Source organism: Kitasatospora saccharophila (genome assembly GCF_039529925.1).
Taxonomy (GTDB): Bacteria; Actinomycetota; Actinomycetes; order Streptomycetales; family Streptomycetaceae; genus Kitasatospora; species Kitasatospora saccharophila.
In genome coordinates this window covers 43,007-66,291 of sequence record NZ_BAAANS010000035.1, presented here as the reverse complement: position 1 = coordinate 66,291, position 23,285 = coordinate 43,007, and the positions used below count along the sequence as shown (strand labels likewise).

Below are 23,285 nucleotides of genomic sequence, written 5' to 3'. Positions count from 1 at the left end.
CCCGGGGAGCCAGGAGCTCCGGCCGGGCGGACCTCGCCGTCGTCGCGGCGGCTACGCGGGGCGGGGGTGCGTGCGGGACATCAGCAGCCAGTAGCTCGCGGCGGCGGTGAGCATCCCGGCCGGGAGGGAGAGGTCGGTGCCGTCCAGGGCCCCGGCGATCCAGCCGGTGAACAGCCGGGTGGAGAGGCAGAGCGTCGCGGCGGCGGTGCCCAGGACGAGCGCGGTGGCGCCGGCCCGGTTGACGCCCCGCGCGTACCAGTGCGGGGAGCCGGGGCGCTCGTCGGTGAGGTCGGGGCCGTGGTAGCGGTTGCGGCGCCAGAGGAGGTCGGCGGCGTAGACGGCCATCACCGGCCCGGTCAGCGCGACCATCAGTTCCAGCACGTCGTTGACGGTGTCCAGGAAGTTGGAGACCAGCAGCGCGTACAGGGTGAGCGCGACGCCGAGCGCCCCGTCCAGGGCGACGCTCCGGGAGCGGCGGATGCGCAGGCCGACGGCCTGCAGGGCGAGGCCGGAGGAGTACGCGGTCATGGCGTTGTTGGCGACCGCGCTGAGCACGATGGCCAGCAGGAAGAGCGGCCGGAACCAGCCCGGCAGGACGGCGGTGAGGGCGGACTGCGGGTCCGTCATGTCCAGGGTGGTGGCGGCGAGGCTGCCCAGCGCGGTGAACAGGACGCTGGGGACGAAGGCCCCGAGGGCCGTCCAGCCGGCCACCGCGCGCGGCGAGGAGGTGCGCGGGAGGTAGCGGGAGAAGTCGGCGCTGGTGGAGTAGGACAGCGGGGCGGAGGCGATCAGCGCGGTGCCGCCGGCCAGCGCGGCGACCAGGGCGGCGCCGTGCAGCGGTTCGGCGGGCCGGTAGTGCCAGTCGGTGTGGCCGCCGGTCAGCAGGTAGCCGCTGAGCAGCAGGAAGACCGCCGTCAGCACCAGCGTGAACGGCCCGTACAGCCGGACGATGGTGGCGTGGCCGTACACCGAGATGGCCAGCGTGGCGGCCGCGATCAGCACGATCAGCAGGACCTTGAGCGGGGTGCCGGGGGTGAGCCCGGCCCGTTCGGCGAGGCCGAACGCGGCGAGCGAGGCGGCCGCCCAGTTGAGGGCGAGGTAGCAGACCGAGACCAGCCAGCCGGTGACGGCGACGTTCACCCGGTTGCCGCGGACGCCGAACATCGCCCGCATGATCACCTCGCTGGGGGCGCCCGCGGCCGGGCCGCTGACGGCGAGCAGGCCGACGCAGGCCCAGAGCAGGTTGCCGGCCAGGATGACCGCGAGCGACTGCCACAGGTCGAGGCCGATCAGCACCAGGGTGCCGCCGACCACCAGGTTGAGGTAGCTGACGTTGGGGGCGGCCCAGACCGCGAACAGGTCGCGGGGGCGGCCGTGGCGCTCGGAGTCGGGGATGTGGTCGATGCCGTGGGCCTCGATCCGCCCGGCCCGGTCGGCGGTGGGCGGGGGAGTGGGGAGCTCCGTGTGGGGGTCTGGAATCGTGGATTCCATGGAGTCCTCCGAGGTTTCGAGTACGGGTGCCGGTGCGGTCGGCGGTGCGGGAGCGGCCGATGCGGAAGGCGGCTTGTCTATTGGTCGCACATCCAATAACGTGCGGGGCATGTCGTCAAGCGTCCAGCCGAAACGGGTGCGCAAGAACCCCGAGGCCAGGCGGGCGGAGATCGTGGCCACCGCGGCCCGGATCGCCCTCGCCGAGGGCCTGGAGTGCATCACGATGCGGCGGGTCGCCGAGGAACTGGACGTCCGCCCCGGACTGATCAGCCACTACTTCCCGGTCGCCGAGGAACTGGTCGCCGAAGCCTTCGGCGCCGCCGCGTCCGGGGAGCTGGCCGAACTGCTGCCCGAGGCCGACACCGCCCTCCCGGCGGTCCGGCGGCTGGCCCGCTTCCTCGAACGCACCGGGGGGCCGCGCTACGACGAGCTGAGCCGGCTCTGGCTGAACGCCCGCCACCTCAGCCGGTTCCGGCCCGCGCTGCGGGAACGGGTCGGCCAGCAGGAGGCGCTCTGGCGGGACGGACTGACGGCACTGCTGCGCGAGGGCGTCGCGTCCGGGGAGTTCCGCACCTCGGACCCGCACGTCACCGCGATCCAGCTCCTGGTCGTCCTGGACGGCCTGGGGGCGCACGCCAACACCGACCGCACCGGACGACCCGGGGCGGTCACCGGGATGGCGCACGCCCTCGCCGAACGCGAACTCGGCCTCCCGGCCGGGGCGCTCGGCACCCCGCACCCACCGCACCACCGCTGAGGAGCCACCCGTGCACCCCGACCTCGTCCTGACCAACGCCCGGCTGCTCGACCCCGGCAGCGGGAACCTCCTGCCGCAGGACGCGCTCGTCCTGAGCGGCGGCCGGATCGCCGGGTTCGAGGCGGCGGCCGCCCCGGGCGTCGAGGTGCTCGACCTGGACGGCGCGGTGGTCGTCCCCGGCCTGGTGGACGGCCACCTGCACCCCGTCTCCGGCGCCGAGCGCACCGCCGGGGCGGACCTCTCCGGCTGCACCGACCTGGCCGGACTGCGGGCCGAACTGGCTTCGGCGCGACGGGAGTTGAAGGACGGGCAGTGGCTGCGCGGCTGGGGCCTGGACCCGAACGCCTTCGGTGACCTGCCGGTCTCGGCCGACACCGTCGGCCTGGTGCTGGACGGGATCCCGGCCGCGATCGACCTGTTCGACGCGCACTCGATGCTGGTCAGCCGCCGGGCGCTGGAACTGGCCGGGATCGACGGGCCGCGCCGCTTCGAGCAGGGCTCGGCCGCGGTGGTCTGCGACCCCTCCGGCCGCCCCACCGGCCTGCTGCTGGAGGACGCCGCCTGCGAACTCGTCGAGGCTGTCGCCCCCCGTCCGAGCTTCGCGGAGCTCTGCCGGGCCACCGCCGAGGTGCTGCGGCGGATGGCCGCCGCCGGCCTCACCGGCGGCCACGCGATGGACGCCAACGGCGAGAGCCTGGCCGTCTACGCGGCCCTGGAGGAGCAGGGACGGCTCCCGCTGCGGCTGCGGATCGCCCCCTGGGTGCAGCCCGGCGCGGGCCCGGCGGAACTGGCCGAGCTGATCCGGCGCCAGGGCGAGGGCGGCCGGCGCTGGCGGGTCGACGGGGCGAAGCTCTTCATGGACGGCACCATCGACAACGGCACCGCCTGGCTGGAACACCCGGACTGCCACGGCGAGTCGACCGGCGCGTTCTGGCCCGACCCGGCCGAGTACACCCGGGTGATCGGCGAACTGCACCGGGCCGGGGTGCCGACCGCCACCCACGCGATCGGGGACGCGGCCGTCCGGCACGTGCTGGACGCGGTGGAGCGGGCGGTGGCCGCGCACGGCCCGGGCGCCCGGCACCGGGTCGAGCACGTCGAGACGGTGCCCGACGACACCGTCGCCCGGTTCGCCGCGCTGGGCGTCACCGCCTCGATGCAGCCCACCCACTGCACCGAGTACACCCGGGCCGACCACACCGACAACTGGTCCCGGCGGCTCGGCGAGGAGCGCGCCAACCGGGCCTTCCGCTGCCGCGACCTGGCCGACGCCGGGGCCCGGGTCGTCCTCGGCTCGGACTGGCCGATCGCCCCGTTCGAACCGCTGGGCGTGATGGCCGGCGCCCGGCACCGCCGCCCCGGCCGCGACCTGCGGCAGCCCCCGCACCTGCCCGGGCAGGCGCTGACGCCGCTCCAGGCGCTGGGCGGCTACACCCTGGCCCCGGCCTGGGCGGCGGGGGAGGAGGACCGGGCCGGACGGCTGGCGGTCGGCCACCGGGCGGACCTGACCGTCCTCGCGGAGAACCCGCTGACCGTGCCGGACACCGAACTGGCGGGCGTGCCGGTGCTGTTGACGGTCTCGGGCGGCGAGGTCACGCACCGGGCGGTGTGAGGCGCGCGCACGGACGGGAGCGGCCGGTCCCCGGTGGGGGAGCGGCCGCTCCGACGCGTGTCAGCGGTGGGCCACGTCGAGCGCGGTGACGACGGCGGCCAGGGCCTCGTCCCGGCCGAGGCCGAGGCGGGTGGTGCGGGCCGCGTACTCGGCGGCGGCGGTGGCGGCCAGCCGGTGGGCGGTGTCGCCGGTGGGGGCGACGGTGGTGCCGGCCCGGCCGTGGGTCTCGACCACGCCGTCGGACTCCAGCTCGCGGTAGGCGCGGGCCACCGTGTTCGCGGCGAGGCCCAGTTGCTCGGCGAGGGCGCGGACGGTGGGGAGCTTCAGGCCGACCGGGAGTTCACCCGTACGGGCCAGGGAGGCGACCTGCGAGCGGATCTGCTCGTAGGGCGGGGTCGGGGACTGGGCGTCGATCACCAGGTGCACCCGGCCAACATAACAGGGCGCCGGGCCGGAACCGTCCCGGTATGCCAGAACCCCCACCGGCCGGAGCCGGTGGGGGTTCTGACGTGGCGTGACAGCTACACGGGATCAGTGGTGGCCGTGGCCGCTGGTGATCTCGTGGTACTCCTCGGAGGTGGGCTTGGCGATCTGGTTGCCCTCGCCGTAGAAGCCCTCGGAGAGCTTCACCCGGGTCTTGGTGATCACGCCGGCCTTGCGGGCCACCCCGTTCTCGTCCGTCTCGGCGGGCAGCTCCAGCGGCTGGGGCTGCTCGTGGGCGGTGAGGGTGTGCAGGTCCTTCTGCGCCAGCGGGGTGTGGACCTCGACGAACTCACCGTGCGGCAGGCGCTTGATGATGCCGGACTCGCGCCCGTGCAGCACCTTGTCCTTGTCGCGGCGCTGGAGGCCGAGGCACCAGCGCTTGGTGACGATGAAGGTGAGGACCGGCACCACGAAGAAGCCGACGCGGACCGCGTAGGTGATCGTGTTGATCGACATGTGCAGGTGGGTGGCGAACAGGTCGTTGCCGCCGCCGACCAGCAGGACCAGGTACAGCGCGATCCAGGCCGCGCCGAACGCGGTGCGGACCGGGGCGTTGCGCGGGCGGTCCAGGATGTGGTGCTCGCGCTTGTCGCCGGTGACCCAGGACTCGATGAACGGCCACACCGCGATGGCGACCAGGACCAGCGGGAAGATCATCAGCGGGATGAACACGCCCAGGTTCAGCGTGTGGCCGCCCCAGACGGAGACCTCCCAGCCCGGCATGAAGCGGATCAGGCCCTCGGCGAAGCCCATGTACCAGTCGGGCTGCGCGTCGGTGGAGACCTGGTCCGGACGGTACGGGCCGTACGCCCAGACCGGGTTGATCGTGGCGACCGCGGACATCACCGCGATGATGCCGAAGACCAGGAAGAAGAAGCCGCCGGCCTTCGCCATGTAGACCGGCATCAGCGGCATGCCGACGACGTTCTTCTCGGTCTTGCCCGGGCCCGCCCACTGGGTGTGCTTGTGGTAGAAGACCAGGATCAGGTGCGCCACCAGCAGGCCCAGCATGATGCCCGGGATGAGCAGCACGTGGATGGTGAAGAAGCGCGGGATGATGTCGGTGCCCGGGAACTCGCCGCCGAACAGGAACATCTGGATGTAGGTGCCGACGATCGGCACCGCCAGGATCGCGCCCTCCATGAAGCGGATGCCGGTGCCCGACAGCAGGTCGTCCGGCAGCGAGTAGCCGAAGAAGCCGTCGAAGAAGCCCAGGCACAGCAGCAGGAAGCCGAACAGCCAGTTGATCTCGCGCGGCTTGCGGAACGCGCCGGTGAAGAAGACGCGCATCATGTGGACGAACATCGCGGCCACGAAGACCAGCGCGGCCCAGTGGTGGATCTGGCGGATCAGCAGACCGCCGCGGATCTCGAAGCTGATGTTCACCGTGGAGGCGTACGCCTCCGACATCTTGATGCCGTTCAGCGGCAGGTAGGAACCGTGGTAGACGGTCTCCGCCATGCTCGGCTTGAAGAACAGCGTCAGGTACACACCCGTGAGGATGATGATGATGAAGCTGTAGAGGCAGATCTCACCGAGCATGAAGGACCAGTGGTCCGGGAAGATCTTGCGCAGGTTGGCCTTGGCCAGGGAGTAGATCCCCAGCCGGCCGTCGACCCAGTCGGCGGCCGCCTCCGCCTTGTTGGCGGGCTTGGCCCGGGTGCTGGCCGGCTTGGGGGCACTGTTCTTGGTGCCGCTTGCGGAACTCATCGCGGACGCTCCCAGTAGCTCGGGCCGACGGGCTCGTCGAAGTCGCCGGTGGCGATCAGGAAGCCCTGCTCATCGGTGGTGATCTTCAGCTGCGGCAGCGGGTGGCCGGCCGGGCCGAAGATGACGCGAGCGCCGTCCGCCAGGTCGAAGGTCGACTGGTGGCAGGGGCAGAGCGCGTGGTGGGTCTGCTGCTCGTACAGCGAGATCGGGCAGCCGACGTGGGTGCAGATCTTCGAGTAGGCGAGGATGCCCTCGAAGCCCTTCTCCCGGGACTCGCTGTCCTTGATGTCCTCCGGAGCGATCCGGACGATCATCAGCGCGTCCTTGGCGATCTTCTGCTGGAAGTCCTCGGCGGACTCCTCCAGGCCCTCGGGCTTGGCGAACGTCAGCGAGCCCTGGACGATGTCCTCGGGCTTCATCGGCTCGTTGGTGTTCATGTTGACGAGCTTGATCGGCTGGCTCGGCTTCGCGTCGACCCAGCCGGTGTGCAGCAGCTTCTTGCCCGGCGTCGGGCCGAGGTCGCGGAGCAGCACCACGCCGGCCAGCGGCACCAGGGCCATCGAGCCGATCAGCGTGTTGCGGATCATCTTGCGGCGGCCGAAGCCGGACTCCGCGGCACCCGTCTTGAACTGCTCGATGACGTCGTTGCGGACGTCGTCGTCGGCCTCGATCGCGTGGCGCTCGGCCGGCAGCTCGTGGTCCGACATCAGGGTGCGGGCCCAGTGGACCGCGCCCGCGCCGATGCAGAACAGCGCGAGGCCGAGGGTCGTGCCCAGGGCGAAGTTCAGCGCGCTGACCTTGCCCAGCGGGAAGATGTAGACCAGCTTGTCGGCGTCGATCGACGCGTAGGACGCGATGAAGCCGATCGTCGCCAGCATCGAGACCACGAACAGCAGCGACACCTGGCGCTCGGCCCGCTTGGCGGCCCGCTCGTCGATGTCGGTCCGACGCGGTTCGTGGGCCGGCAGGCCCGGGTCGGCGAACGGGTCGTCGTGGGAGACGACGTCCGTGCCGTGGGAGGCGCCGTGCGCCTCCGGCAGGTTCTCTGACATGTCGTGGCTCATGACTTCTTGGCCTTGGTGGTGTGGGCGGCGACCCAGATCGCGATGGCGATCAGCGTGCCGAGACCGAAGATCCAGCCGAACAGGCCCTCGGTCACCGGACCGAGGCTGCCCAGGGCGAGACCACCCGGGTTGGGCTCGTCGTTCGTGTGGCGGACGAACGCCACGATCTCGCGCTTCTGCTCCTCCGGCATGGTGGTGTCGGGGAAGGAGGGCATGTTCTGCGGGCCGGTCTGCATGGCCTCGTAGATGTGCTTCGCGTCCACGCCTTCGAGGGACGGGGCGTACTTGCCGTTGGTCAGCGCACCGCCCTTGCCGGCGAAGTTGTGGCACTGGGCGCAGTTGGTGCGGAACAGCTCGCCACCCTTGGCGACCTGCTCGGCGTTGGTGACGTCGTCGGTGGACGGCTCGTACTGCTCCTTGCCCGGGACGACCGGGCCGGGGCCGAGCGAGGCCACGTAGGCGGCCAGCTGGTCGATCTCGGCCTGCGAGTAGATGTTCTTCTTGCGCGGGACCTGGGCGCCCGGCTGCTGGGCCGGCATGCGGCCGGTGCCGACCTGGAAGTCGACCGCGGCCGAGCCGACGCCGACCAGCGACGGGCCGTCGGAGGTGCCCTGGCCGTTCAGGCCGTGGCAGGAGGAGCAGCCGACGGCGAAGAGCTTCTTGCCCTCGTCGATGGCGAGCGACTGCGCGGAGCTGTCGGCCTGCGCCTTCCCGGCGGGCGCGAAAGCGGCGTACAGCCCCCCGGTGGCCGCCAGGGCGAGAAGTAGGACGACGACCGCCGCCAGTGGGTGGCGCCGTCGTGCGGAGAGCTTTTTCACGGAATAACCCCGGTGTCAGGATCTGGTCGGCAGCAGCCTGCCCCCGACTCCCACGCGTCGAGGTGACGCCGGGTCAGGGGCGGGGCGGCTGTTACTTGATCAGGTAGATGGTCGCGAACAGGCCGATCCACACGACGTCGACGAAGTGCCAGTAGTACGACACCACGATCGCCGCGGTTGCCTGCTCGTGGGTGAACCGCCGCGCCGCGTAGGTCCGTCCGAGGACCAGCAGGAAGGCGATCAGACCACCCGTCACGTGGAGTCCGTGGAAGCCGGTGGTCAGGTAGAACACCGTGCCGTACGGGTCGGAGGACAGCGAGAGGCCGTCCTTCTTGACCAGCTCGGTGTACTCGAAGATCTGGCCGCCGATGAAGATGGCGCCCATCACGAAGGTGATCGTGAACCACGAGCGCAGCTTCTTCACGTCACCGCGCTCGGCGGCGAACACGCCGAGCTGGCAGGTGAGCGAGGAGAGCACCAGGATCGTGGTGTTGACCGAGGAGAACGGCACGTTGAGGGCATGGGCCTTCTCGTGCCAGAACTCGGCACCCTTGACCGAGCGGAGGGTGAAGTACATCGCGAACAGGGCCGCGAAGAACATCAGCTCCGAGCTCAGCCAGACAATGGTTCCGACGCTGACCAGGTTCGGCCTGTTGACCGCTCCGTGCGCGTGTCCGGTTTCTGTTGCTGTTGCTGTCGCCACGACGGACATTATGTCGGTCCCTTATTCCGTCTTCACGTCGGGGGGTCTCCCTCGGAGTGTCCGGTGCGTGAGGTATGCCCGCCTCGCGCACCGCCCGTTTTCTGACGGTTGTTCGGAGCGGGTGAGCGCACTGCGCCGGTGGGGTGAGTCCAGGGCGCGGCGGCTTGAGCGAGATCGCGTCGGGGTCTCCGCAGGACGGGCGCGCGGGAGTAGCATCCGTCCCAGGACGTGGTCCGGGTCACACTGGGCCGTTCGGTCGGGGCCGCCCGGCGTGGGCACACATATAAGAGGACGAGCACCAGGAAGCAGGGGCCATGGCGCAGCACTCCGACGAGACGCTCACCGTTCTCGTCTACAGCGACGACCGCAACACCCGTGAGCAGGTGACCCTCGCCCTCGGCAGGCGGCCCGCCGCGGACGTCCCCGCCCTCGACTACCTGGAGTGCGCCACCGCCCCTGCGGTGCTGCGCGCCCTGGAGAAGGGCGGCGTCGACCTCTGCGTGCTGGACGGCGAGGCCGCCCCCGTCGGCGGGCTCGGCCTGACCCGGCAGTTGAAGGACGAGATCTACGGCTGCCCGCCGGTCCTGGTCGTGATCGGCCGCCCGCAGGACTCCTGGCTCGCCGCCTGGAGCCGGGCCGACGCCGCCATCTCGCACCCCGTCGACCCGGTCGCGCTGGCCGACGCCGCGACCGCCCTGCTGCGGGCCCGGCTCGCCCGGCGGGCGCCCGCCGGGCGCTGACCCGGCGGCGGGTCGTCCCGGCACCGCGTCTCAACTGGAGAGAAGGGGACGGCAACCCCGGGCGGCCGTCCCCGCTCGCTCGATAGGCTGACGTCCATTCCTCTGGGATCCCTCCGGGACGACGACGAGAGCTGGAGTCAGCCATGGTGAACGCGCACTCTGCGAACGGCGGTAGCGACCCCGCGCAGGTGGTCCGCACCTGGCCCGACCTGCTGAGCTCGCTGCTGGGGGGCGACGACCTCACGCAGGCCGACACCGCCTGGGCGATGGACCGGATCATGAGCGGCGAGGCCAGCCCCGTGCAGGTGGCCGGCTTCCTGATCGCCATGCGCGGCAAGGGCGAGACGGTCGAGGAGATCGCCGGCCTGGTCGAGGCGATGTACGCGCACGCCCTCCCGCTGGACATCCCCGGGCCGGCCGTCGACATCGTCGGCACCGGCGGCGACCGGGCCAAGACCGTCAACATCTCCACCATGTCCGCGGTGGTCGCGGCCGCGGCCGGCGCCAAGGTCGTCAAGCACGGCAACCGGGCCTCCTCCTCCGCCTCCGGCTCCTCGGACGTGCTCGGGCGGCTCGGCGTCAACCTGGACCTCTCCGCGGAGCGGGTCGCGGCGACGGCCGAGGAGGTCGGCCTGACCTTCTGCTTCGCCGCCAAGTTCCACCCCTCGATGCGGCACACCGCCCAGGCGCGCGCCGAGTTGGCCGTCCCCACGGTCTTCAACATCCTCGGCCCGCTCACCAACCCGGCGAAGGTCACCTCGCACGCCGTCGGCTGCTTCGACACCCGGCTGGCCGGACTGATCGCCGGCGTGCTGGCCCGGCGCGGCGCGCAGGGCCTGGTCTTCCGCGGCGACGACGGGCTCGACGAGCTGACCGTCACCACCACCTCCCACGTCTGGGTGATCCGCGGCGGCGAGGTGACGGAGACCGCGTTCGACCCGCGGGACGTCGGGATCGACCTGGTCGGCATCGAGGCGCTGCGCGGCGCGGACCCCGAGTACAACGCGGACGTCGCCCGCCGGGTGCTGAACGGCGAGCGCGGGCCGGTGCGGGACGCCGTCCTGCTCAACAGCGCGGCCGCGCTGGTCGCGCTGGAGCTGGGCGAGGCGCCGCTCACCGAGCAGATCGCGGCGGCGATGGTGCGCACCACGGCGGCGATCGACTCCGGCGCGGCGGGGGAGCTGCTGAAGCGCTGGGCGGAGGCCACGCAGGCCTGAGGACATTCAGGGAGATCGACCACCAGGGACTCGCCGTTCCCCGAGCCCCTGGTGGTGCATGCTCGTCTGCCGACAGTCCCCCGGGCCCCTGATTGCGCATCCCGCCGTTCCGCCATGTGGACGGGTGTTGAGACGGGGTGGGTGTCGTGTAATCTCTTCGCCAGGTCATGAGTGACAGCGCGAAGCCCCAGCTGGCTGTCCGGCAACCCTCCGTCCGTGGCGGGGTGCCCTGGGTGAGGACCGGGCTGCGCGGCGACAGGTCCGCGTGGCAAGCGCGGACTTCCGGTGGGTGCACTTCCGGGGTCCTGACCCCGTGGAGGAGTGCACCCATGTCTGTTGCCACCGAGATCTGCGAGCCGCTGGCGGTACTGGGCGCGGACGTCGAGGTTCCGCTGGCCTCCGGCGAGAAGGTCGGGTACGCGGCGCTGGACTACGCGGCGAGCGCCCCGGCGCTGAAGCGGGTGTGGGACGACGTCGCGGCGTACGCGCCGTACTACGGGTCGGTGCACCGCGGGGCCGGCTACCTGTCGCAGCTGTCGACCGACCTGTTCGAGCAGAGCCGGCGGACCGTCGCCGAGTTCCTGGACCTGCGGGACGGGGACCAGGTGGTGTTCACCCGGGCGACCACCGACTCGCTGAACCTGCTCGCGGGGGCGGTCCCGGCCGGGACCGAGGTGTTCGCGTTCGAGACCGAGCACCACGCCTCGCTGCTGCCGTGGCGGCGCGAGGGCCTGGCGGTGCGTTACCTGCGGGCGCCGCGTTCGCACGCCGAGGCGGTGGCGGCGCTGGAGGAGGCGCTGCTGGGCGCGTCCGAGGGTCCGAAGCTGTTCTGCGTGACCGGGGCGTCGAACGTCACCGGCGAACTGTGGCCGGTGAAGGAGCTGACCGAGGTCGCGCACCGGTACGGCGCCCGGGTGGTGCTGGACGCGGCCCAGCTGGCGCCCCACCACCGGGTCTCGGTGCGGGAGTCGGGCGTCGACTGGGTGGCGTTCTCCGGGCACAAGCTGTACGCGCCGTTCGGCGCCGGCGTGCTGGCGGGCCGCTCCGACTGGCTGGACGCGGCGGAGCCGTACCTGGCCGGCGGCGGGGCGAGCCGGACGGTGGCCCGGGAGCTGGACGGCTCGGTGGCGGTCGAGTGGCACACCGGCCCGGCGCGGCACGAGGCCGGTTCGCCGAACGTGATCGGCGCGTACGCGATCGCCTCGGCCTGCCGGGCGCTGGACGAGGCGGGCTTCGAGGAGCTGGAGGCCCGGGAGCGGGCGCTGGTGGCGAAGCTGACCGAGGGCCTGGCGGGGATCCCCGAGGTGCGGGTGCTCAACCTGTTCGGCGAGGGCTCCGACCGGGTCGGCGTGGTCTCGTTCGTGGTGCGCGGCTGGAACAGCTCGCACTTCTCGGCCGCGCTGTCCGCCGAGTACGGCATCGGCGTCCGGGACGGGCTGTTCTGCGCGCACCCGCTGGTGCGCACCCTGCTGGGCGGGGAACCGGGGGCCGCTCCCCACCAAGAGGCGGTGTGCGGGGCGCCGGAGTCCTCGCTGCCCGGCGAGCGCAGCCTGAACGCGATCCGGGTCAGCTTCGGCGCCGGGACCCCGGTCGAGCACCTGGACCGGTTCCTGACCGCCGTGCGCGAGCTGGTCAGCGACGGCGCGAAGTGGAGCTACCGCAACGAGGGCGGCCGCTGCGTCGTCGACACCCAGCAGCACTGAGGCGCCGCCGGGGGCTCAGCCGTCCAGGCCGAGCGAGAACGCGGCCTCCAGGTCGTGCTGGGAGTAGGTGCGGAAGGCGATGTGGGTCTCGGTGTTGGTGACGCCCGGGACCTTGTTGAGGCGGCCGGGGATGACCTCGGCCAGGTCCTCGTGGCCCCGGACCCGGACCATCGCGACCAGGTCGTAGGTGCCGGTGACGGAGTAGACCTCGCTGACGCCCTCGATGGCGGCGATCGCCTCGGCGATCTCGGGGATCCGGTCGACGTCGGTGTTGATGAGGACGATCGCGGTGATCACTGAGCAACTCCTGTTCGAGAAGGTGCGCCCAGGGTATCGCCCGCCGGACGGGCGGCCCAGGCGAACAACCAGCCCGTCACGAAGCCGATCACGTGCACCAGGTACGCCACCCCGTCGCCGCCGGAGGTGACCGACCAGAACTGCAGGACGAACCACAGGCCGAGCACCAGCCAGGCCGGGAGGCGCAGCGGCAGGAACAGCAGCAGCGGCACCAGCGCGGTCACCCGACCCCTCGGGTACAGCCGCAGGTACGCGCCCAGCACCCCCGCGATCGCGCCGGACGCGCCGACCAGCGCCCGCACCGCGTCCGGGGTGCCCGACTCGGCCAGCGCGTAGCCGTAGGTGGCCAGCACGCCGATCGCCAGGTAGCCGGTCAGGAAGCGGATCCGGCCCAGCCGGGCCTCCACCGCCGGGCCGAAGACGAACAGGAACAGCAGGTTGCCGATCAGGTGCAGCCAGCCCGCGTGGACGAACAGCGCGGTCAGCGCCGACAGTTCGGGGATCTTGCCGGGGGTGGCGGGCAGCACGCAGCCGGGCGCCGCCGGGGGGAGCGCCGACAGCTGGGCCGCCGTCAGCGGGTGCCCGCCGAGCAGCTCGGCCGGGACCGCGCCCCAGCGGTGCTCGTAGCGCTGCTCGGCGCAGGCGCGCGCGTCGCCGCTGCCGTACAGCGGGTTGAGGCCGGCCGGACCGGCCAGCATGACCAGTGCGGCCAGCGCGATCAGCAGGTACGTGGCGACCGGGGTGCGGACGGCCCGCTCGGCCGCCGGCGAACCGGCCCGGGCGGGGGCGGAGAGCACCATGCCGGTCAGCATTCCTCGGGGGCGCACCCGCGACACCGGGCGCTGCTCCGGCCGGGTGAGCGTCCGGGCTGTGGACCGGTGATCCGTCCGTCCGGCGGCAGGCAATAGGCTGGAGGCCCGGAACCGGGACCAGCCGAGAGGGACCACTGATGAGCATTGCCGCGCCGACCGCCGAGACCCGCTGGCGCTGCACCCTGTGCGGCAACCTGACCCGCTTCGACGTCACCCGTTCGTCCCGGGTGACCGACTTCCTGCACTTCGACCTCTCCGGCGAGTCCAAGGTCGAGGAGACCCAGGTGCTGTCCGAGACCATCGAGTCGGTGCGCTGCCGCTGGTGCAACGCCGTCGACCAGGTCGAGCTGGTGGCCCGGCCGGGCGCCGAGGAGCCCGCGGAGGGCGACGCCCAGCAGGGCTGACACCGCACCCACCGCCCCGCGTTCCCGTCCGCCCCGGACGGGGGCGCGGGGCGGACTCGTCGGCGGGGTGCTGTCGGTGCGGCACGGTAGACGGGACAATTGGCAGCAGCGGCGGACACCAACGCCCCGCCCGGCACCCGCCGGGAGGGCCCGCCCGGACCAGGATCGGAGCCGAGGACAGTGGCGGAGGCAGCGAACGCGCCCGCGGGCCCGGACGGGACCGCGCCCGCCCCGGCCCCGGAGCCGCACGGCGGCACGGAGACGGCCGGGCGCCCCCTGCCGGAGGGCGTGCGCCGGCGGGTGGTCGGCATCGCCTCGGACGCGCTCGGCGGCATCGCGGCGGGCGAACTGCCCGCCTCGCTGCGCCCGTACGCCAAGTTCACCCCCGCCCGGCGGGCCAAGTACGCGGCGACCGCGCTGGCCGCCGCGCTGGAGTCGGACCCGGCGTTCCGGGTCCGGATAGCCGAGCGGCTGCGGTTGGGCCAGCCCGACCTGGTGCAGGCGCTGGAGGCGGGCACCGTCCCGGCCGCCGCCGACCCGATGGACGTCGCGGCCGCCGCCTACCTGGTGCGCCCGGCCGGCTGGACCAGGCTGGTGGAGGAGGCCGGCGAGCAGGCCGAGCGGGTCGACGCCGAGGGCGCCGTCGCCGAGGCGGCCCGGCTGGCCGAGAAGCTCCAGGAGGAGCTGGCGGAGGCCAGGTCGGCCGCCCGCGGCGAGCTGGAGCGGCACCGGGCCGAGGCCGAGGGGGTGCGCAAGGAGGCGGAGTCGCTGCGCAAGAAGGTCCGCTCGCTGGAGGCGGACACCCGCCGGGCGCAGGCCGAGAGCCGCCGGCTGGCCGGGGAGCTGGAGGCGGCCAGGGCCGCCGCGGCCGCCGAGCGCAGCACCGCCGAGAGCGAGGCCCGGCGGCTGCGGCACCGGGTCGCCGAACTGGAGGCCGCGGTGGAGAGCGGGCGGCGCACCGCCCGCGAGGGCCGCAGCGTGGAGGACATGCGGCTGCGCCTGCTGCTGGACACCGTGCTGCAGTCCGCCCAGGGCCTGCAGCGGGAGCTGGCGCTGCCGGTGACGGCGCTGCGCCCGGCCGACCTGGTGGAGGCGGTGGAGCCCGGTTCGGCCTCGCCGCACGACGTGGCCCGGCGCGGTCTGGCCGAGGACGACCCGGCGCTGCTGGACCAGCTGCTGGCCATCCCGCAGGTCCACCTGGTGGTGGACGGCTACAACGTGACCAAGACCGGCTACCCCCAACTGCCGCTGGAGCAGCAGCGGATGAGGCTGCTGGGCGGGCTGGCGATGCTGGCCCAGCGGACCCAGGCCGAGGTGACCTGCGTGTTCGACGGCCAGGACCTCGACGTGCCGGTGATCATGGCCCCGCCGCGCGGCGTCCGGGTGCGGTTCAGCCGGACCGGGGAGACCGCGGACGAGCTGATCCGCCGGCTGGTGCGGGCCGAGCCGCAGGGGCGGCCGGTGGTGGTGGTCTCCGCCGACCGGGAGGTGGCGGACGGGGTGCGCAAGGCGGGTGCCCGGCCGGTGGCCTCGGTGCTGCTGCTGAACCGGCTCGCGCGCAGCTGAAGAGGCGCAGTTGAGACGGGGTCAGGGGACCTCGGGGCGACCGGAGTGTGACGGTCCGGTGAAGGGGGGCGGGTGCCCGGGACCGGAAGCCCCCCGGGAGTGGACGCGGGGGTGGGGACTTCACTAGGGTCTGGCGTCAAACCTATATTCCGGACCATCACTCTTTGGGGTGAGTCCAGCAGGAAGAAGGAGCACCCCCTTGGCCTCCCACCGCCGTCCCAAGCAGCCGAGCCGTGCGCGGATCTCCGTGTTCACCGCCGCCGCCGCGACCGCGGTCGCCCTGACGGCCCAGGCCAGCGCGCACGCCGCCCCGGCCCAGCCGAACAAGGACGAGGTCAAGGCGCAGGTCGACAAGCTGCTGGAGGAGCAGGAGCAGGCGGCCGAGAAGTACAACGGCGCCAAGGAGCGGGCCGACCAGCTGCGCAAGCAGGCCAGCGACCTGCAGGACCAGGTGGCCCGCGGCCAGGAGCAGTTGACCGAGCTGGCCTCCGGGCTCGCGGCGGTGGCCGGGGACCAGTACCGGCAGGGCGGTGTCGACCCGTCGATGCAGCTGATGCTCTCCGCCGACCCGGACCAGTACCTGACCAAGGCGTCCTCCTTCGACCAGGCCGCCAGCACCCAGGCCGAGACGCTCAAGTCCCTCAAGGACCAGCAGCGCCGCCTGGACCAGCAGAAGCAGGAGGCCGCGGCCGTCCTGCACGAGCTGGACACCCAGACCCAGGCGCTCAACGACGCCAAGAACGACGTGAACAGCAAGCTCGCCGAGGCGCAGAAGCTGCTCTCCAAGCTGAACGCCGCGGACCGGGCCGCGATCCTCCAGGGCAGCGGCGGCACCGCCTCGCGCAGCGCCTCCCGGGTCGACCCGTCCACCCTGCCGCAGGCCAGCGGCTACGCGGCGACCGCGGTGGCGGCCGCGCTCGGCAAGCAGGGCTCGCCGTACGTCTGGGGCGCCACCGGTGCGAGCACCTTCGACTGCTCGGGCCTGATGGTGTGGGCCTACAAGCAGGCCGGCGTCTCGCTGCCGCGCACCTCGCAGTCGCAGGGCAGCTACGGCGTGAACGTGGGCACCGACTGGCACAACGCGCAGCCCGGCGACCTGGTCGTCTACTACAGCGACCGGCACCACGTCGGCATGTACATCGGCAACGGCCTGGTGGTGCACGCCCCGCGCACCGGTGACGTGGTGAAGACGATGAAGGTCGACACCCTGCCGATCTCCACCATCCGCCGGGTCTGACGGTCCGAAGAATCGGACAAACGCCCCATAGGGCGACAACTGACGCATCGTGACACGCCCGGACGGGTCGAGATCCCCCTGTGATCCGCGACACGTCCGGGCGAGGCATTTCCCGACCGTATCGTGAGAATTATTACGCTCTGTGTAAGTAATCGATCACGTTCGGTCAGATTCCTCGCGGTATTTGATTCAGAATCAGATTTTTTTCCGACAAGGATTTGAACGGATCACGGATCGGTTACTAGGGTCGTGCTTCGACCACCGCAGAGTCGATCGCCCAAGGGGGGCGGCGGCGGGGGTCGCCGCCGAGTCCGTGACGCAGCGGGCAGACCGTCAACACCGGGTCTGCCGACGGGGATACCCCTGCGGGGGTGCTGTCTAACGGAGCCGGGGAACCACGTTCCCCCGGGGTGAATCGGCGCCGGGACGGCCGCGTGCGGTCGGTGAGGCGTCGTAGGGCACATCTCTTCCGGCCCGAACCCGTCAGCTCACCCGGTAGGCGGTGTGAGGAAGAAGGAGTCCGCCTTCGTGGCGTCCCATCGCCGTCCCAAGCCCGTCGGCCGTGCCCGGGTCTCGATTCTCACTGCCACCGCCGCCGCTGCCGTGGCGCTGTCCGCCCAGGGCGGCGCGCACGCCGACCCCGCGCCCACCAAGGACCAGGTCAAGCAGCAGGTCGACCAGCTCAACGAGCAGGCCGAGGTCAAGACGGAGGCGCTCAACGCCTCCGTCGAGAAGCAGCAGGAGCTGCAGAAGCAGGTCGGCCAGCTCCAGGACCAGCTCGCCCGGCAGCAGGAGCAGGTGACCACCGCGCAGGAGGGCCTGGCGGGCATCGCCGCCGAGCAGTACCGCAGCGGCAGCATGCCGCAGACCATGCAGCTGATGCTCTCCAGCAGCCCGGACTCGTTCCTCGGGGAGGCCGGCACGCTGAACGCGGTCGGCTCCACCCAGGCGGACCTGCTCAAGACCTTCAAGTCCGAGCAGGCCAAGCTCGACGCCCAGCGCAAGGAGGCCGAGTCCAAGCTCGCCGAGCTGGACACCACCACCAAGGCCCTGCAGGCCGACAAGGACGACGTCAAGGCGAAGCTGGCCAAGGCCCAGGAGCTGCTCAACACGCTGACCCAGCAGGAGCGCGACCAGCTCGCCGCCGCCGAGGCGAAGGCCGCCGCGGACGCCAAGGCGAAGGCCGACGCCGCGCAGCGCGCCTCCCGCGACACCGTCCGGGTGGAGCTGAACGCCCCGGCGTCCTCCAGCTTCTCGGGCAACGCGGTCGGCGCGGCGGTCTCCAAGCTCGGCAGCTGGTACTCCTACGGCGCGGCCGGTCCGAGCACCTTCGACTGCTCCGGCCTGATGCAGTGGGCCTACAAGCAGGCCGGCGTGTCGATCCCGCGCACCTCGCAGGCGCAGGCCGGGGCCGGGACCAACCTGGGCACCGACATCGCCAACGCCCGCCCGGGCGACCTGATCATCTACTACGGCGACCAGCACCACGTCGGCATGTACGTCGGCAACGGGCAGATCGTCCACGCCCCGCACACCGGCGCGCAGGTCCGCTACGAGTCGGCGACGGTCATGCCGATCAACCGGATCGTCCGGATCTGACGGTCCGGCACGGCCTCCGGCCCGGTACCCCGCAGGGGGTGCCGGGCCGTTCTCGTCCTGGCGTCCGATTCGCGGTCAAATATTCGTTCCTGTCGGGGTTTGGACTGGATCGATCCGACTCGCTAACCTCTGCCCCCGGGCCCCCGCGAGGACGGCCGTCCGACGGCGGACGGCGGCGGAGGCCGGCCGCAGAACGGAGCCGTCGCACGTGTCCGTGCACCGTCGCACCCCGCTGCCCGGCGTCCAGCGCCTGGCCCGCGCCCTGGCGCTCACCGCCGCCGCCACCGGCGCGCTCGGGCTGACCGTCGGAGGGGCCGCCGCCGCCCCGCTCAGCCCGGCCGAGCCGGTGAGCCGCGGCGAGGTCAAGACCCAGGTCGACCAGCTCTACGAGGAGGCCGAGCAGGCGTCCGAGAAGTACAACGCCGCCCAGGAGCGGCAGCAGCGGCTCCAGGCCGAGGCCGGCAGCCTGCAGGACCAGGTCGCCGCCGGGCAGGAGGAGCTGAACCGGATGCGCGGCGACCTGGCCGCCGTCGCCGCCGACCAGTACCGGTCCCAGGGCGTGGACCCCACCGTCCGGCTGATGCTCGACCAGGACCCCTCCGGCTACCTGACCGGCGCCCGCTCGCTCGAACAGGCCACCTCCCGGCAGGCCGAGAGCCTGCGCGAGCTCGCCGAGCGGCAGCGCCGGCTGGAGGAGCGGCGGCACGAGGCCGGCGCCAAGCTCGCCGAGCTGGAGCAGGCCCGGCGGCAGCTGTCCGCCGCCAAGGAGGACGTCCGGCAGCGGCTGGCCAGGGCCCAGCAGCTGCTGAACGGCCTCGCCCCCGCCGAGCGGGCCAGGATGGCCGCCGACGACGCCCACGAGGCCCGGCGGCGCGCCACCCGCGGCACCGACCGGATCGACCTCGGCGACCAGCCGCCCTCCTCGGACCGCGCCGCCACCGCGCTGGCCGCCGCGCTCTCCAAGATCGGCTCCCCGTACGTCTACGGATCCACCGGGCCGGGCACCTTCGACTGCTCCGGTCTGATGTACTGGTCGTGGCGGCAGGCCGGAGTGACCCTGCCGCGGACCTCGCAGGCGCAGGCTTCGGCCGGCCGGCGGGTGAGCCTCGCCGAAGCCCGGCCCGGAGACCTGGTGATCTTCTACAGCGACAGGCACCACGTCGGCATGTACGCCGGCGGGGGCGTCGTCGTGCACGCGCCCTACCCCGGCGCCCGGGTCCGGTACGAGAGCGTGAACGCGATGCCGGTCAACACGGTGGTGCGGGTCTGAGCCTCGTCGACGAACCCCTGGTCACCGACCTGCCGCCGGCCCCCGGGCCGCCGCCGCGGGCCGGTGCCCCGCTGTCCCGACGCGCCGCCCTGCTGCTGGCCGCCGCCGCGGCCACCCAGCTGTCGCTGCCCCGGGCGCTGCCCGGCCCGCCGCCGCCGGCCGCCGCCGCGTACCCGGACCGGCCGCCGTCCGGGCTGCGGGAGGCCGCCGTCCAGGTGCTGTCGCTGCGCGGCCGGGCCGTCGCCGAGCGGGACGCCGACGCGCTGCTGGCGCTGTCCGCGCGGGGCGCCGAGGAGGCCGACCGGGACCTGCTGACCCGCACCGCCGGGCTGCGCTTCACCGCGTACGGGCTGCGGCTGACCTCGTTCACCGAGCCGCCGGCCGGGACGGACCGGTTCACCGTCGGCGCCGAGCTGGCCTACCGGCTGACCGGGGTGGACGACTACCCGGCGCTGCTGGAGCGGCAGCTGGAGCTGGTGCGGGAGGAGGGCGGCTGGCGGGTGGCCCGGGAGACGCCGACCGGCGCGGCCGCGCCCTGGGACCTGGGCACCGTCCGGGCCGTGGAGGGCGCCCACAGCCTGGTGCTCGGCCTCGGCGAGGGCGCCGAGCTGACCGCGCTGGCGGGGCTCGCCGACCGCGCGGTGCCCGCGGTGGAGGCCGTCTGGGGCCCGTCCGCGACCCGGCTGCTGCTCGAACTGCCGCTCACCGAGCAGCAGTTCGCCCGTCGGATGGACGTGTCCGCGGACGCCTACCAGGGCATAGCCGCGGTCACCCTGGCGGTCGGCGGCGCCCCCGTGCACACCCCCGCCGACCGGATCGTGGTCAACCCGGACGCCTACCGGCAGCTCAGCGACCTCGGCCGCCGGGTGGTGGTCACCCACGAGGCCACCCACGTCGCCACCCGGGCCGACACCAGGTCCTGGACGCCGCTGTGGCTCTCCGAGGGGGTCGCCGACTACACCGGCTACCTGGGCTCCGGGCGCACCGCCCGGCAGGTCGCCCCCGAACTGGTCAAGGACGTCCGGGCCGGGCGGGCCCCCGCCGCGCTGCCCGAGGACGCGGCGTTCACGGCGGGCGCGGAGGGCATCGCCCAGGCGTACGAGCAGGCCTGGATGGCCTGCGACCTGATCGCCCGCCGGTACGGGCAGGACCGGCTGGTGGCGTTCTACCGCGCCGTCGGGGCCGCCGGCGAGGGCGGCCTCGAACGCGCGATGAAGGCCCAACTCGGGCTCGGCCCGGTGGAGTTCACCAAGGCGTGGGCGGGCGAGGTGGCCAGGCTCGGAGGCTGACCCCGGGATCAGGCGGTGGTGAGCGCCCGCTCCAGGCCCGCCGCGTCCAGGAAGGCGGTGTGGGTGCCCGCGACGGTGCAGGTGTGCGCCCCGGCCACCGCGCCGGCCCGCATGCACTCCTCCACCGGGCGGCCCGCCAGCCGGTGGTGCAGGAAGCCGGAGACGAAGGCGTCGCCCGCGCCGTTGCTGTCCACCACCGGCGCGCCCGGGTCGACGGCCGGGAAGTGCCGGGGCGCGTCGTCGCCGCGGGTCAGCAGGAAGGCGCCGTCCGCGCCCGCGGTGGCCACCACCAGCTCGGCCCGGCCCCGCTCCAGCACCGCGCGCATCACCGCCTCCGGGCGGTTCGCCAGGCCCGCCGCGGAGAGGAAGACCAGGTCCGAGCGGAGCGCGTAGTGCAGGTGGTGCTCGGCGGCGCCGTCCCAGGCGTGCAGGTCGGTGGAGCTGGTGCGGCCCAGCCGCTCGATGTCCGGGTACATGTCCCGGTTGACGTTGGTGATCGACAGGTGGACGTGCGCCGAGCGCTCCAGCAGCGGCAGCCAGAACTCGCGCGGCAGCCGGGCGTCCGCCGGGTGCCGGCCGTCGTAGAAGGAGAACCGCAGGCCGTCCCGGTCGACCAGGTTGACGCTGCGCGGGGTGCCGGCCGGGGCGGGCAGGTGGCTGAAGTCCAGGCCGCGGCGGGCGTATTCGGCGAGGATCAGGGCGCCCTGCGGGTCGTCGCCGAGGAAGTCGGCGAACTTGGTGCGCAGGCCGAGCGCCAGGCAGGCCAGCGCGACGCCGTTGCCGGTGTGCGCGGGGTAGTCCAGCACCGGGGGGACGCCGATCGAGTCGCGGCCCGGCGGGACCTCCAGCCGGTCCACCCGCACGATGGTGTCCACGCCGAGGCCGCCGACGATCAGGATGTCGTAGTCGATCATCCGGTGATGGTGGCAGCACCCCGCCCGGCTCTGCAAGGGTTTGCAGAAACTTGCAAGGGGGTGTGCGGGAGGGCGGCCGTCAGGCCCGGTCCACCGGGGTCAGGTCGTCCAGCAGGTCCTGCTCGTAGGCGATGCCCGGCCGCACCGGGTACTGCGGGGCGACCTGCTCGACCGGCAGCACCACCGTGGTCAGCGCCTCGGCCCGCCGGGTGGAGCGCCACAGCCGGTACGCCGAGAGCACCGTGCACACCACCAGCAGCAGGTTGCGGGCGGTCAGCACCAGCACCCCGCCCAACTGGCTGTGGTTCACCGCGCCGAACATCACCGGGAACTCCACCGTGGTCAGCACCGACGCCACCAGGACCGGCACCGCCACCGGCCGCTGGCTGCTGCCCCGCACCGTCAGGCACACCGCGACCAGGCCGACCACCCAGATCATGTACTGCGGGGAGATCACCCGGCTGGTCGTGACGAAGATCAGCAGCGCGCACAGCGCCGCGTCGAAGGTGGTCGCCGACGTCCAGCGGGCCGCCCGCAGCCGCCACACCAGCAGCCAGCCGAAGCCCACCACCGACAGCCCGACCATCACCTTGGAGATCACCGGCACCCACGGCCCCAGGAACTCCGTCGAGCCGTAGTTCATCGTCACGGTGCCGTGCCAGGACCCGGCCAGCCGGGCGAAGTGCAGCGGCAGCGCGCCCACCGACTCGATCTCGATGCCGCGCTCCGACTGGAACTTCAGGAACTCGAACGCCCCGTTCATGCCCGCCGTCAGCAGGAAGCCCAGCGCGGCCGCGAACGCCAGCGCCGAGGTCCACACCCGCCGGGTCCGCCGCCCGCGCGGCGAACCGATCAGCGCCAGCAGCGGCCACACCTTCAGCAGCCCGCCCAGGCCCAGCAGCACCCCGCTCAGCGCCGGGCGCCGCAGCATCACCAGCAGGCCCGCGACGGCCAGCGCCGTCACGATGATGTCGTAGCGGCAGTACGCCGTCGGCCCGAGCAGCGGCACGCCCACCACCCAGTACCAGCCGCCCAGGTAGCTGCGGCCCCTGCGGACCCCGGCGCGCATCAGCAGCGCCATCGCGGCCGCGTCCACCACCCCGCAGATCACGAAGAACGACACCAGGTACGACCAGGGCAGCAGCCCCGGCGCCAGGATCACCAGCGCCGCGCCCGGCGGGTACTGCCAGGTCACGTCGTCCAGCGGGAAGGTGCCGGTGCGCAGCACCTCGTACCAGCTGTGGTAGATCACCGAGATGTCGGAACTCACGTCGCCGATCCGCAGGACGTTGACGACCATCAGGACGATCAGCGTCCGGGTCGCCACCCAGCCGGCCGCCAGCGCCCACAGCGGACGGCGGCTCGGCACGGCAACGGCAGGGGACGACGGAGCCACCTGCTCCGCGCCGCCGGCCTCCTCGGCCTGGGCTGACTCCACTGCGCTCCTTCGGGTCGTCGCGTGCGCGTCGGGACACCGGGCACGCCGGGTCCCCACCGGTTGCCTCACCGGTTAAGGAGCGACGCCCCGCCCGAAAGGTTGCGACGGTGGTCCCAACCTTCACCGAACCGTGTCCGAGCCCCCCTTGCGGGGCCCGGGCC

The 23,285-nt window shown here is 73.0% G+C and carries 21 protein-coding genes and 2 riboswitches; of the genes, 11 read left to right on the top strand and 10 right to left on the bottom strand.

Annotated elements, in window-relative coordinates; translation table 11 throughout:
- Positions 1 to 51: 51 nt before the first annotated feature.
- A complete protein-coding gene (locus ABD345_RS24425; RefSeq protein ID WP_344554734.1) occupies positions 52 to 1,491 on the bottom strand; it encodes a purine-cytosine permease family protein in 1,440 nt (479 codons plus the stop codon).
- Between the two features lie 109 nt (positions 1,492 to 1,600).
- Between ABD345_RS24425 and ABD345_RS24420 the strand changes: the two genes are divergently transcribed.
- Entirely contained in the window at positions 1,601 to 2,248 is a 648-nt protein-coding gene (locus ABD345_RS24420; RefSeq protein WP_344554733.1) for a TetR/AcrR family transcriptional regulator, read from the top strand.
- Between the two features lie 10 nt (positions 2,249 to 2,258).
- Positions 2,259 to 3,860, top strand: coding sequence for an amidohydrolase (locus ABD345_RS24415; RefSeq protein ID WP_344554732.1), 1,602 nt, complete (start codon positions 2,259 to 2,261; stop codon positions 3,858 to 3,860).
- A 60-nt stretch (positions 3,861 to 3,920) separates the two neighbouring features.
- On the opposite strand, the gene ABD345_RS24410 is transcribed toward ABD345_RS24415, so the two are convergent.
- The 5 genes from ABD345_RS24410 to ctaE form a co-directional block, all read right to left on the bottom strand.
- Positions 3,921 to 4,286 (bottom strand): GntR family transcriptional regulator, encoded by a 366-nt coding sequence (locus ABD345_RS24410; RefSeq protein WP_344554731.1) that lies wholly within the window; start codon positions 4,284 to 4,286, stop codon positions 3,921 to 3,923.
- 105 nt (positions 4,287 to 4,391) lie between these two features.
- The gene (qcrB, locus tag ABD345_RS24405; protein WP_344554730.1) at positions 4,392 to 6,053 is read right to left on the bottom strand and encodes a cytochrome bc1 complex cytochrome b subunit; all 1,662 of its coding nucleotides are present in this window, start codon (positions 6,051 to 6,053) and stop codon (positions 4,392 to 4,394) included.
- Positions 6,050 to 7,105: a cytochrome bc1 complex Rieske iron-sulfur subunit gene (gene qcrA, locus ABD345_RS24400; protein WP_344554729.1), complete on the bottom strand. Its 1,056-nt coding sequence runs from the start codon at positions 7,103 to 7,105 to the stop codon at positions 6,050 to 6,052. The genes qcrB and qcrA overlap by 4 nt, the downstream gene beginning before the upstream one ends.
- A gap of 8 nt (positions 7,106 to 7,113) precedes the next feature.
- Positions 7,114 to 7,935 carry a cytochrome bc1 complex diheme cytochrome c subunit gene (gene qcrC, locus ABD345_RS24395; protein ID WP_344554728.1) on the bottom strand — a complete coding sequence of 274 codons (822 nt, stop codon included), beginning with the start codon at positions 7,933 to 7,935 and terminating at the stop codon, positions 7,114 to 7,116.
- A 91-nt stretch (positions 7,936 to 8,026) separates the two neighbouring features.
- On the bottom strand, positions 8,027 to 8,647 hold the full coding sequence (ctaE, locus tag ABD345_RS24390; protein ID WP_030460978.1) for an aa3-type cytochrome oxidase subunit III: 621 nt from the start codon (positions 8,645 to 8,647) through the stop codon (positions 8,027 to 8,029).
- Between the two features lie 305 nt (positions 8,648 to 8,952).
- Here ctaE and ABD345_RS24385 point away from each other — a divergent pair, with 305 nt between their 5' ends.
- The 3 genes from ABD345_RS24385 (at position 8,953) to ABD345_RS24375 (ending at position 12,298) form a co-directional block, all read left to right on the top strand.
- Positions 8,953 to 9,378: a response regulator gene (locus ABD345_RS24385; protein WP_344554727.1), complete on the top strand. Its 426-nt coding sequence runs from the start codon at positions 8,953 to 8,955 to the stop codon at positions 9,376 to 9,378.
- A gap of 143 nt (positions 9,379 to 9,521) precedes the next feature.
- On the top strand, positions 9,522 to 10,595 hold the full coding sequence (gene trpD, locus ABD345_RS24380) for an anthranilate phosphoribosyltransferase (protein ID WP_344554726.1): 1,074 nt from the start codon (positions 9,522 to 9,524) through the stop codon (positions 10,593 to 10,595).
- A 163-nt stretch (positions 10,596 to 10,758) separates the two neighbouring features.
- A riboswitch (SAM riboswitch) is annotated at positions 10,759 to 10,876 on the top strand.
- Positions 10,877 to 10,924: 48 nt separating this feature from the next.
- Positions 10,925 to 12,298, top strand: coding sequence for an aminotransferase class V-fold PLP-dependent enzyme (locus ABD345_RS24375; protein ID WP_344554725.1), 1,374 nt, complete (start codon positions 10,925 to 10,927; stop codon positions 12,296 to 12,298).
- A 15-nt stretch (positions 12,299 to 12,313) separates the two neighbouring features.
- Here ABD345_RS24375 and ABD345_RS24370 read toward each other — a convergent pair whose 3' ends face one another.
- A complete protein-coding gene (locus ABD345_RS24370) occupies positions 12,314 to 12,595 on the bottom strand; it encodes an Lrp/AsnC ligand binding domain-containing protein (protein WP_176187285.1) in 282 nt (93 codons plus the stop codon).
- Complete coding sequence (locus ABD345_RS24365; protein WP_344554724.1) at positions 12,592 to 13,395, bottom strand: rhomboid family intramembrane serine protease; 804 nt, start codon at positions 13,393 to 13,395, stop codon at positions 12,592 to 12,594. The genes ABD345_RS24370 and ABD345_RS24365 overlap by 4 nt, the downstream gene beginning before the upstream one ends.
- 149 nt (positions 13,396 to 13,544) lie before the next feature.
- Between ABD345_RS24365 and ABD345_RS24360 the strand changes: the two genes are divergently transcribed.
- The 6 genes from ABD345_RS24360 to ABD345_RS24335 all read left to right on the top strand — a co-directional run bounded on the left by ABD345_RS24360 (position 13,545) and on the right by ABD345_RS24335 (position 20,772).
- A complete protein-coding gene (locus tag ABD345_RS24360; protein WP_123556374.1) occupies positions 13,545 to 13,811 on the top strand; it encodes a hypothetical protein in 267 nt (88 codons plus the stop codon).
- Between the two features lie 180 nt (positions 13,812 to 13,991).
- A complete protein-coding gene (locus tag ABD345_RS24355; protein WP_344554723.1) occupies positions 13,992 to 15,377 on the top strand; it encodes an NYN domain-containing protein in 1,386 nt (461 codons plus the stop codon).
- A 199-nt stretch (positions 15,378 to 15,576) separates the two neighbouring features.
- Positions 15,577 to 16,614, top strand: coding sequence for a C40 family peptidase (locus ABD345_RS24350; protein ID WP_344554722.1), 1,038 nt, complete (start codon positions 15,577 to 15,579; stop codon positions 16,612 to 16,614).
- Between the two features lie 362 nt (positions 16,615 to 16,976).
- A riboswitch (cyclic di-AMP (ydaO/yuaA leader) is annotated at positions 16,977 to 17,132 on the top strand.
- A 10-nt stretch (positions 17,133 to 17,142) separates the two neighbouring features.
- Positions 17,143 to 18,213 carry a C40 family peptidase gene (locus ABD345_RS24345; RefSeq protein WP_344554721.1) on the top strand — a complete coding sequence of 357 codons (1,071 nt, stop codon included), beginning with the start codon at positions 17,143 to 17,145 and terminating at the stop codon, positions 18,211 to 18,213.
- A gap of 208 nt (positions 18,214 to 18,421) precedes the next feature.
- Positions 18,422 to 19,483 (top strand): C40 family peptidase, encoded by a 1,062-nt coding sequence (locus tag ABD345_RS24340; protein ID WP_344554720.1) that lies wholly within the window; start codon positions 18,422 to 18,424, stop codon positions 19,481 to 19,483.
- Between the two features lie 215 nt (positions 19,484 to 19,698).
- Positions 19,699 to 20,772, top strand: a complete 1,074-nt coding sequence (locus ABD345_RS24335) for a gluzincin family metallopeptidase (protein ID WP_344554719.1) — start codon at positions 19,699 to 19,701, stop codon at positions 20,770 to 20,772.
- An 8-nt stretch (positions 20,773 to 20,780) separates the two neighbouring features.
- Here the strand turns inward: ABD345_RS24335 and ABD345_RS24330 are convergent, their stop codons facing one another.
- Positions 20,781 to 21,686, bottom strand: coding sequence for a carbohydrate kinase family protein (locus tag ABD345_RS24330; protein ID WP_344554718.1), 906 nt, complete (start codon positions 21,684 to 21,686; stop codon positions 20,781 to 20,783).
- A gap of 79 nt (positions 21,687 to 21,765) precedes the next feature.
- Positions 21,766 to 23,124, bottom strand: coding sequence for a glycosyltransferase 87 family protein (locus ABD345_RS24325; RefSeq protein WP_344554717.1), 1,359 nt, complete (start codon positions 23,122 to 23,124; stop codon positions 21,766 to 21,768).
- Between the last annotated feature and the right edge of the window lie 161 nt (positions 23,125 to 23,285).

Bases quoted from the DNA above. Each gene is read 5' to 3' on its own strand.
- ABD345_RS24375 (WP_344554725.1), top strand. From the start codon at position 10,925: ATGTCTGTTGCCACCGAGATCTGCGAGCCGCTGGCGGTACTGGGCGCG.
- ABD345_RS24385 (WP_344554727.1), top strand. From the start codon at position 8,953: ATGGCGCAGCACTCCGACGAGACGCTCACCGTTCTCGTCTACAGCGAC.
- qcrA (WP_344554729.1), bottom strand. From the start codon at position 7,105: ATGTCAGAGAACCTGCCGGAGGCGCACGGCGCCTCCCACGGCACGGAC.
- ABD345_RS24420 (WP_344554733.1), top strand. From the start codon at position 1,601: ATGTCGTCAAGCGTCCAGCCGAAACGGGTGCGCAAGAACCCCGAGGCC.
- ABD345_RS24425 (WP_344554734.1), bottom strand. From the start codon at position 1,491: ATGGAATCCACGATTCCAGACCCCCACACGGAGCTCCCCACTCCCCCG.
- ABD345_RS24330 (WP_344554718.1), bottom strand. From the start codon at position 21,686: ATGATCGACTACGACATCCTGATCGTCGGCGGCCTCGGCGTGGACACC.
- trpD (WP_344554726.1), top strand. From the start codon at position 9,522: ATGGTGAACGCGCACTCTGCGAACGGCGGTAGCGACCCCGCGCAGGTG.
- qcrB (WP_344554730.1), bottom strand. From the start codon at position 6,053: ATGAGTTCCGCAAGCGGCACCAAGAACAGTGCCCCCAAGCCGGCCAGC.
- ABD345_RS24365 (WP_344554724.1), bottom strand. From the start codon at position 13,395: ATGGTGCTCTCCGCCCCCGCCCGGGCCGGTTCGCCGGCGGCCGAGCGG.
- ABD345_RS24360 (WP_123556374.1), top strand. From the start codon at position 13,545: ATGAGCATTGCCGCGCCGACCGCCGAGACCCGCTGGCGCTGCACCCTG.
- ctaE (WP_030460978.1), bottom strand. From the start codon at position 8,647: ATGTCCGTCGTGGCGACAGCAACAGCAACAGAAACCGGACACGCGCAC.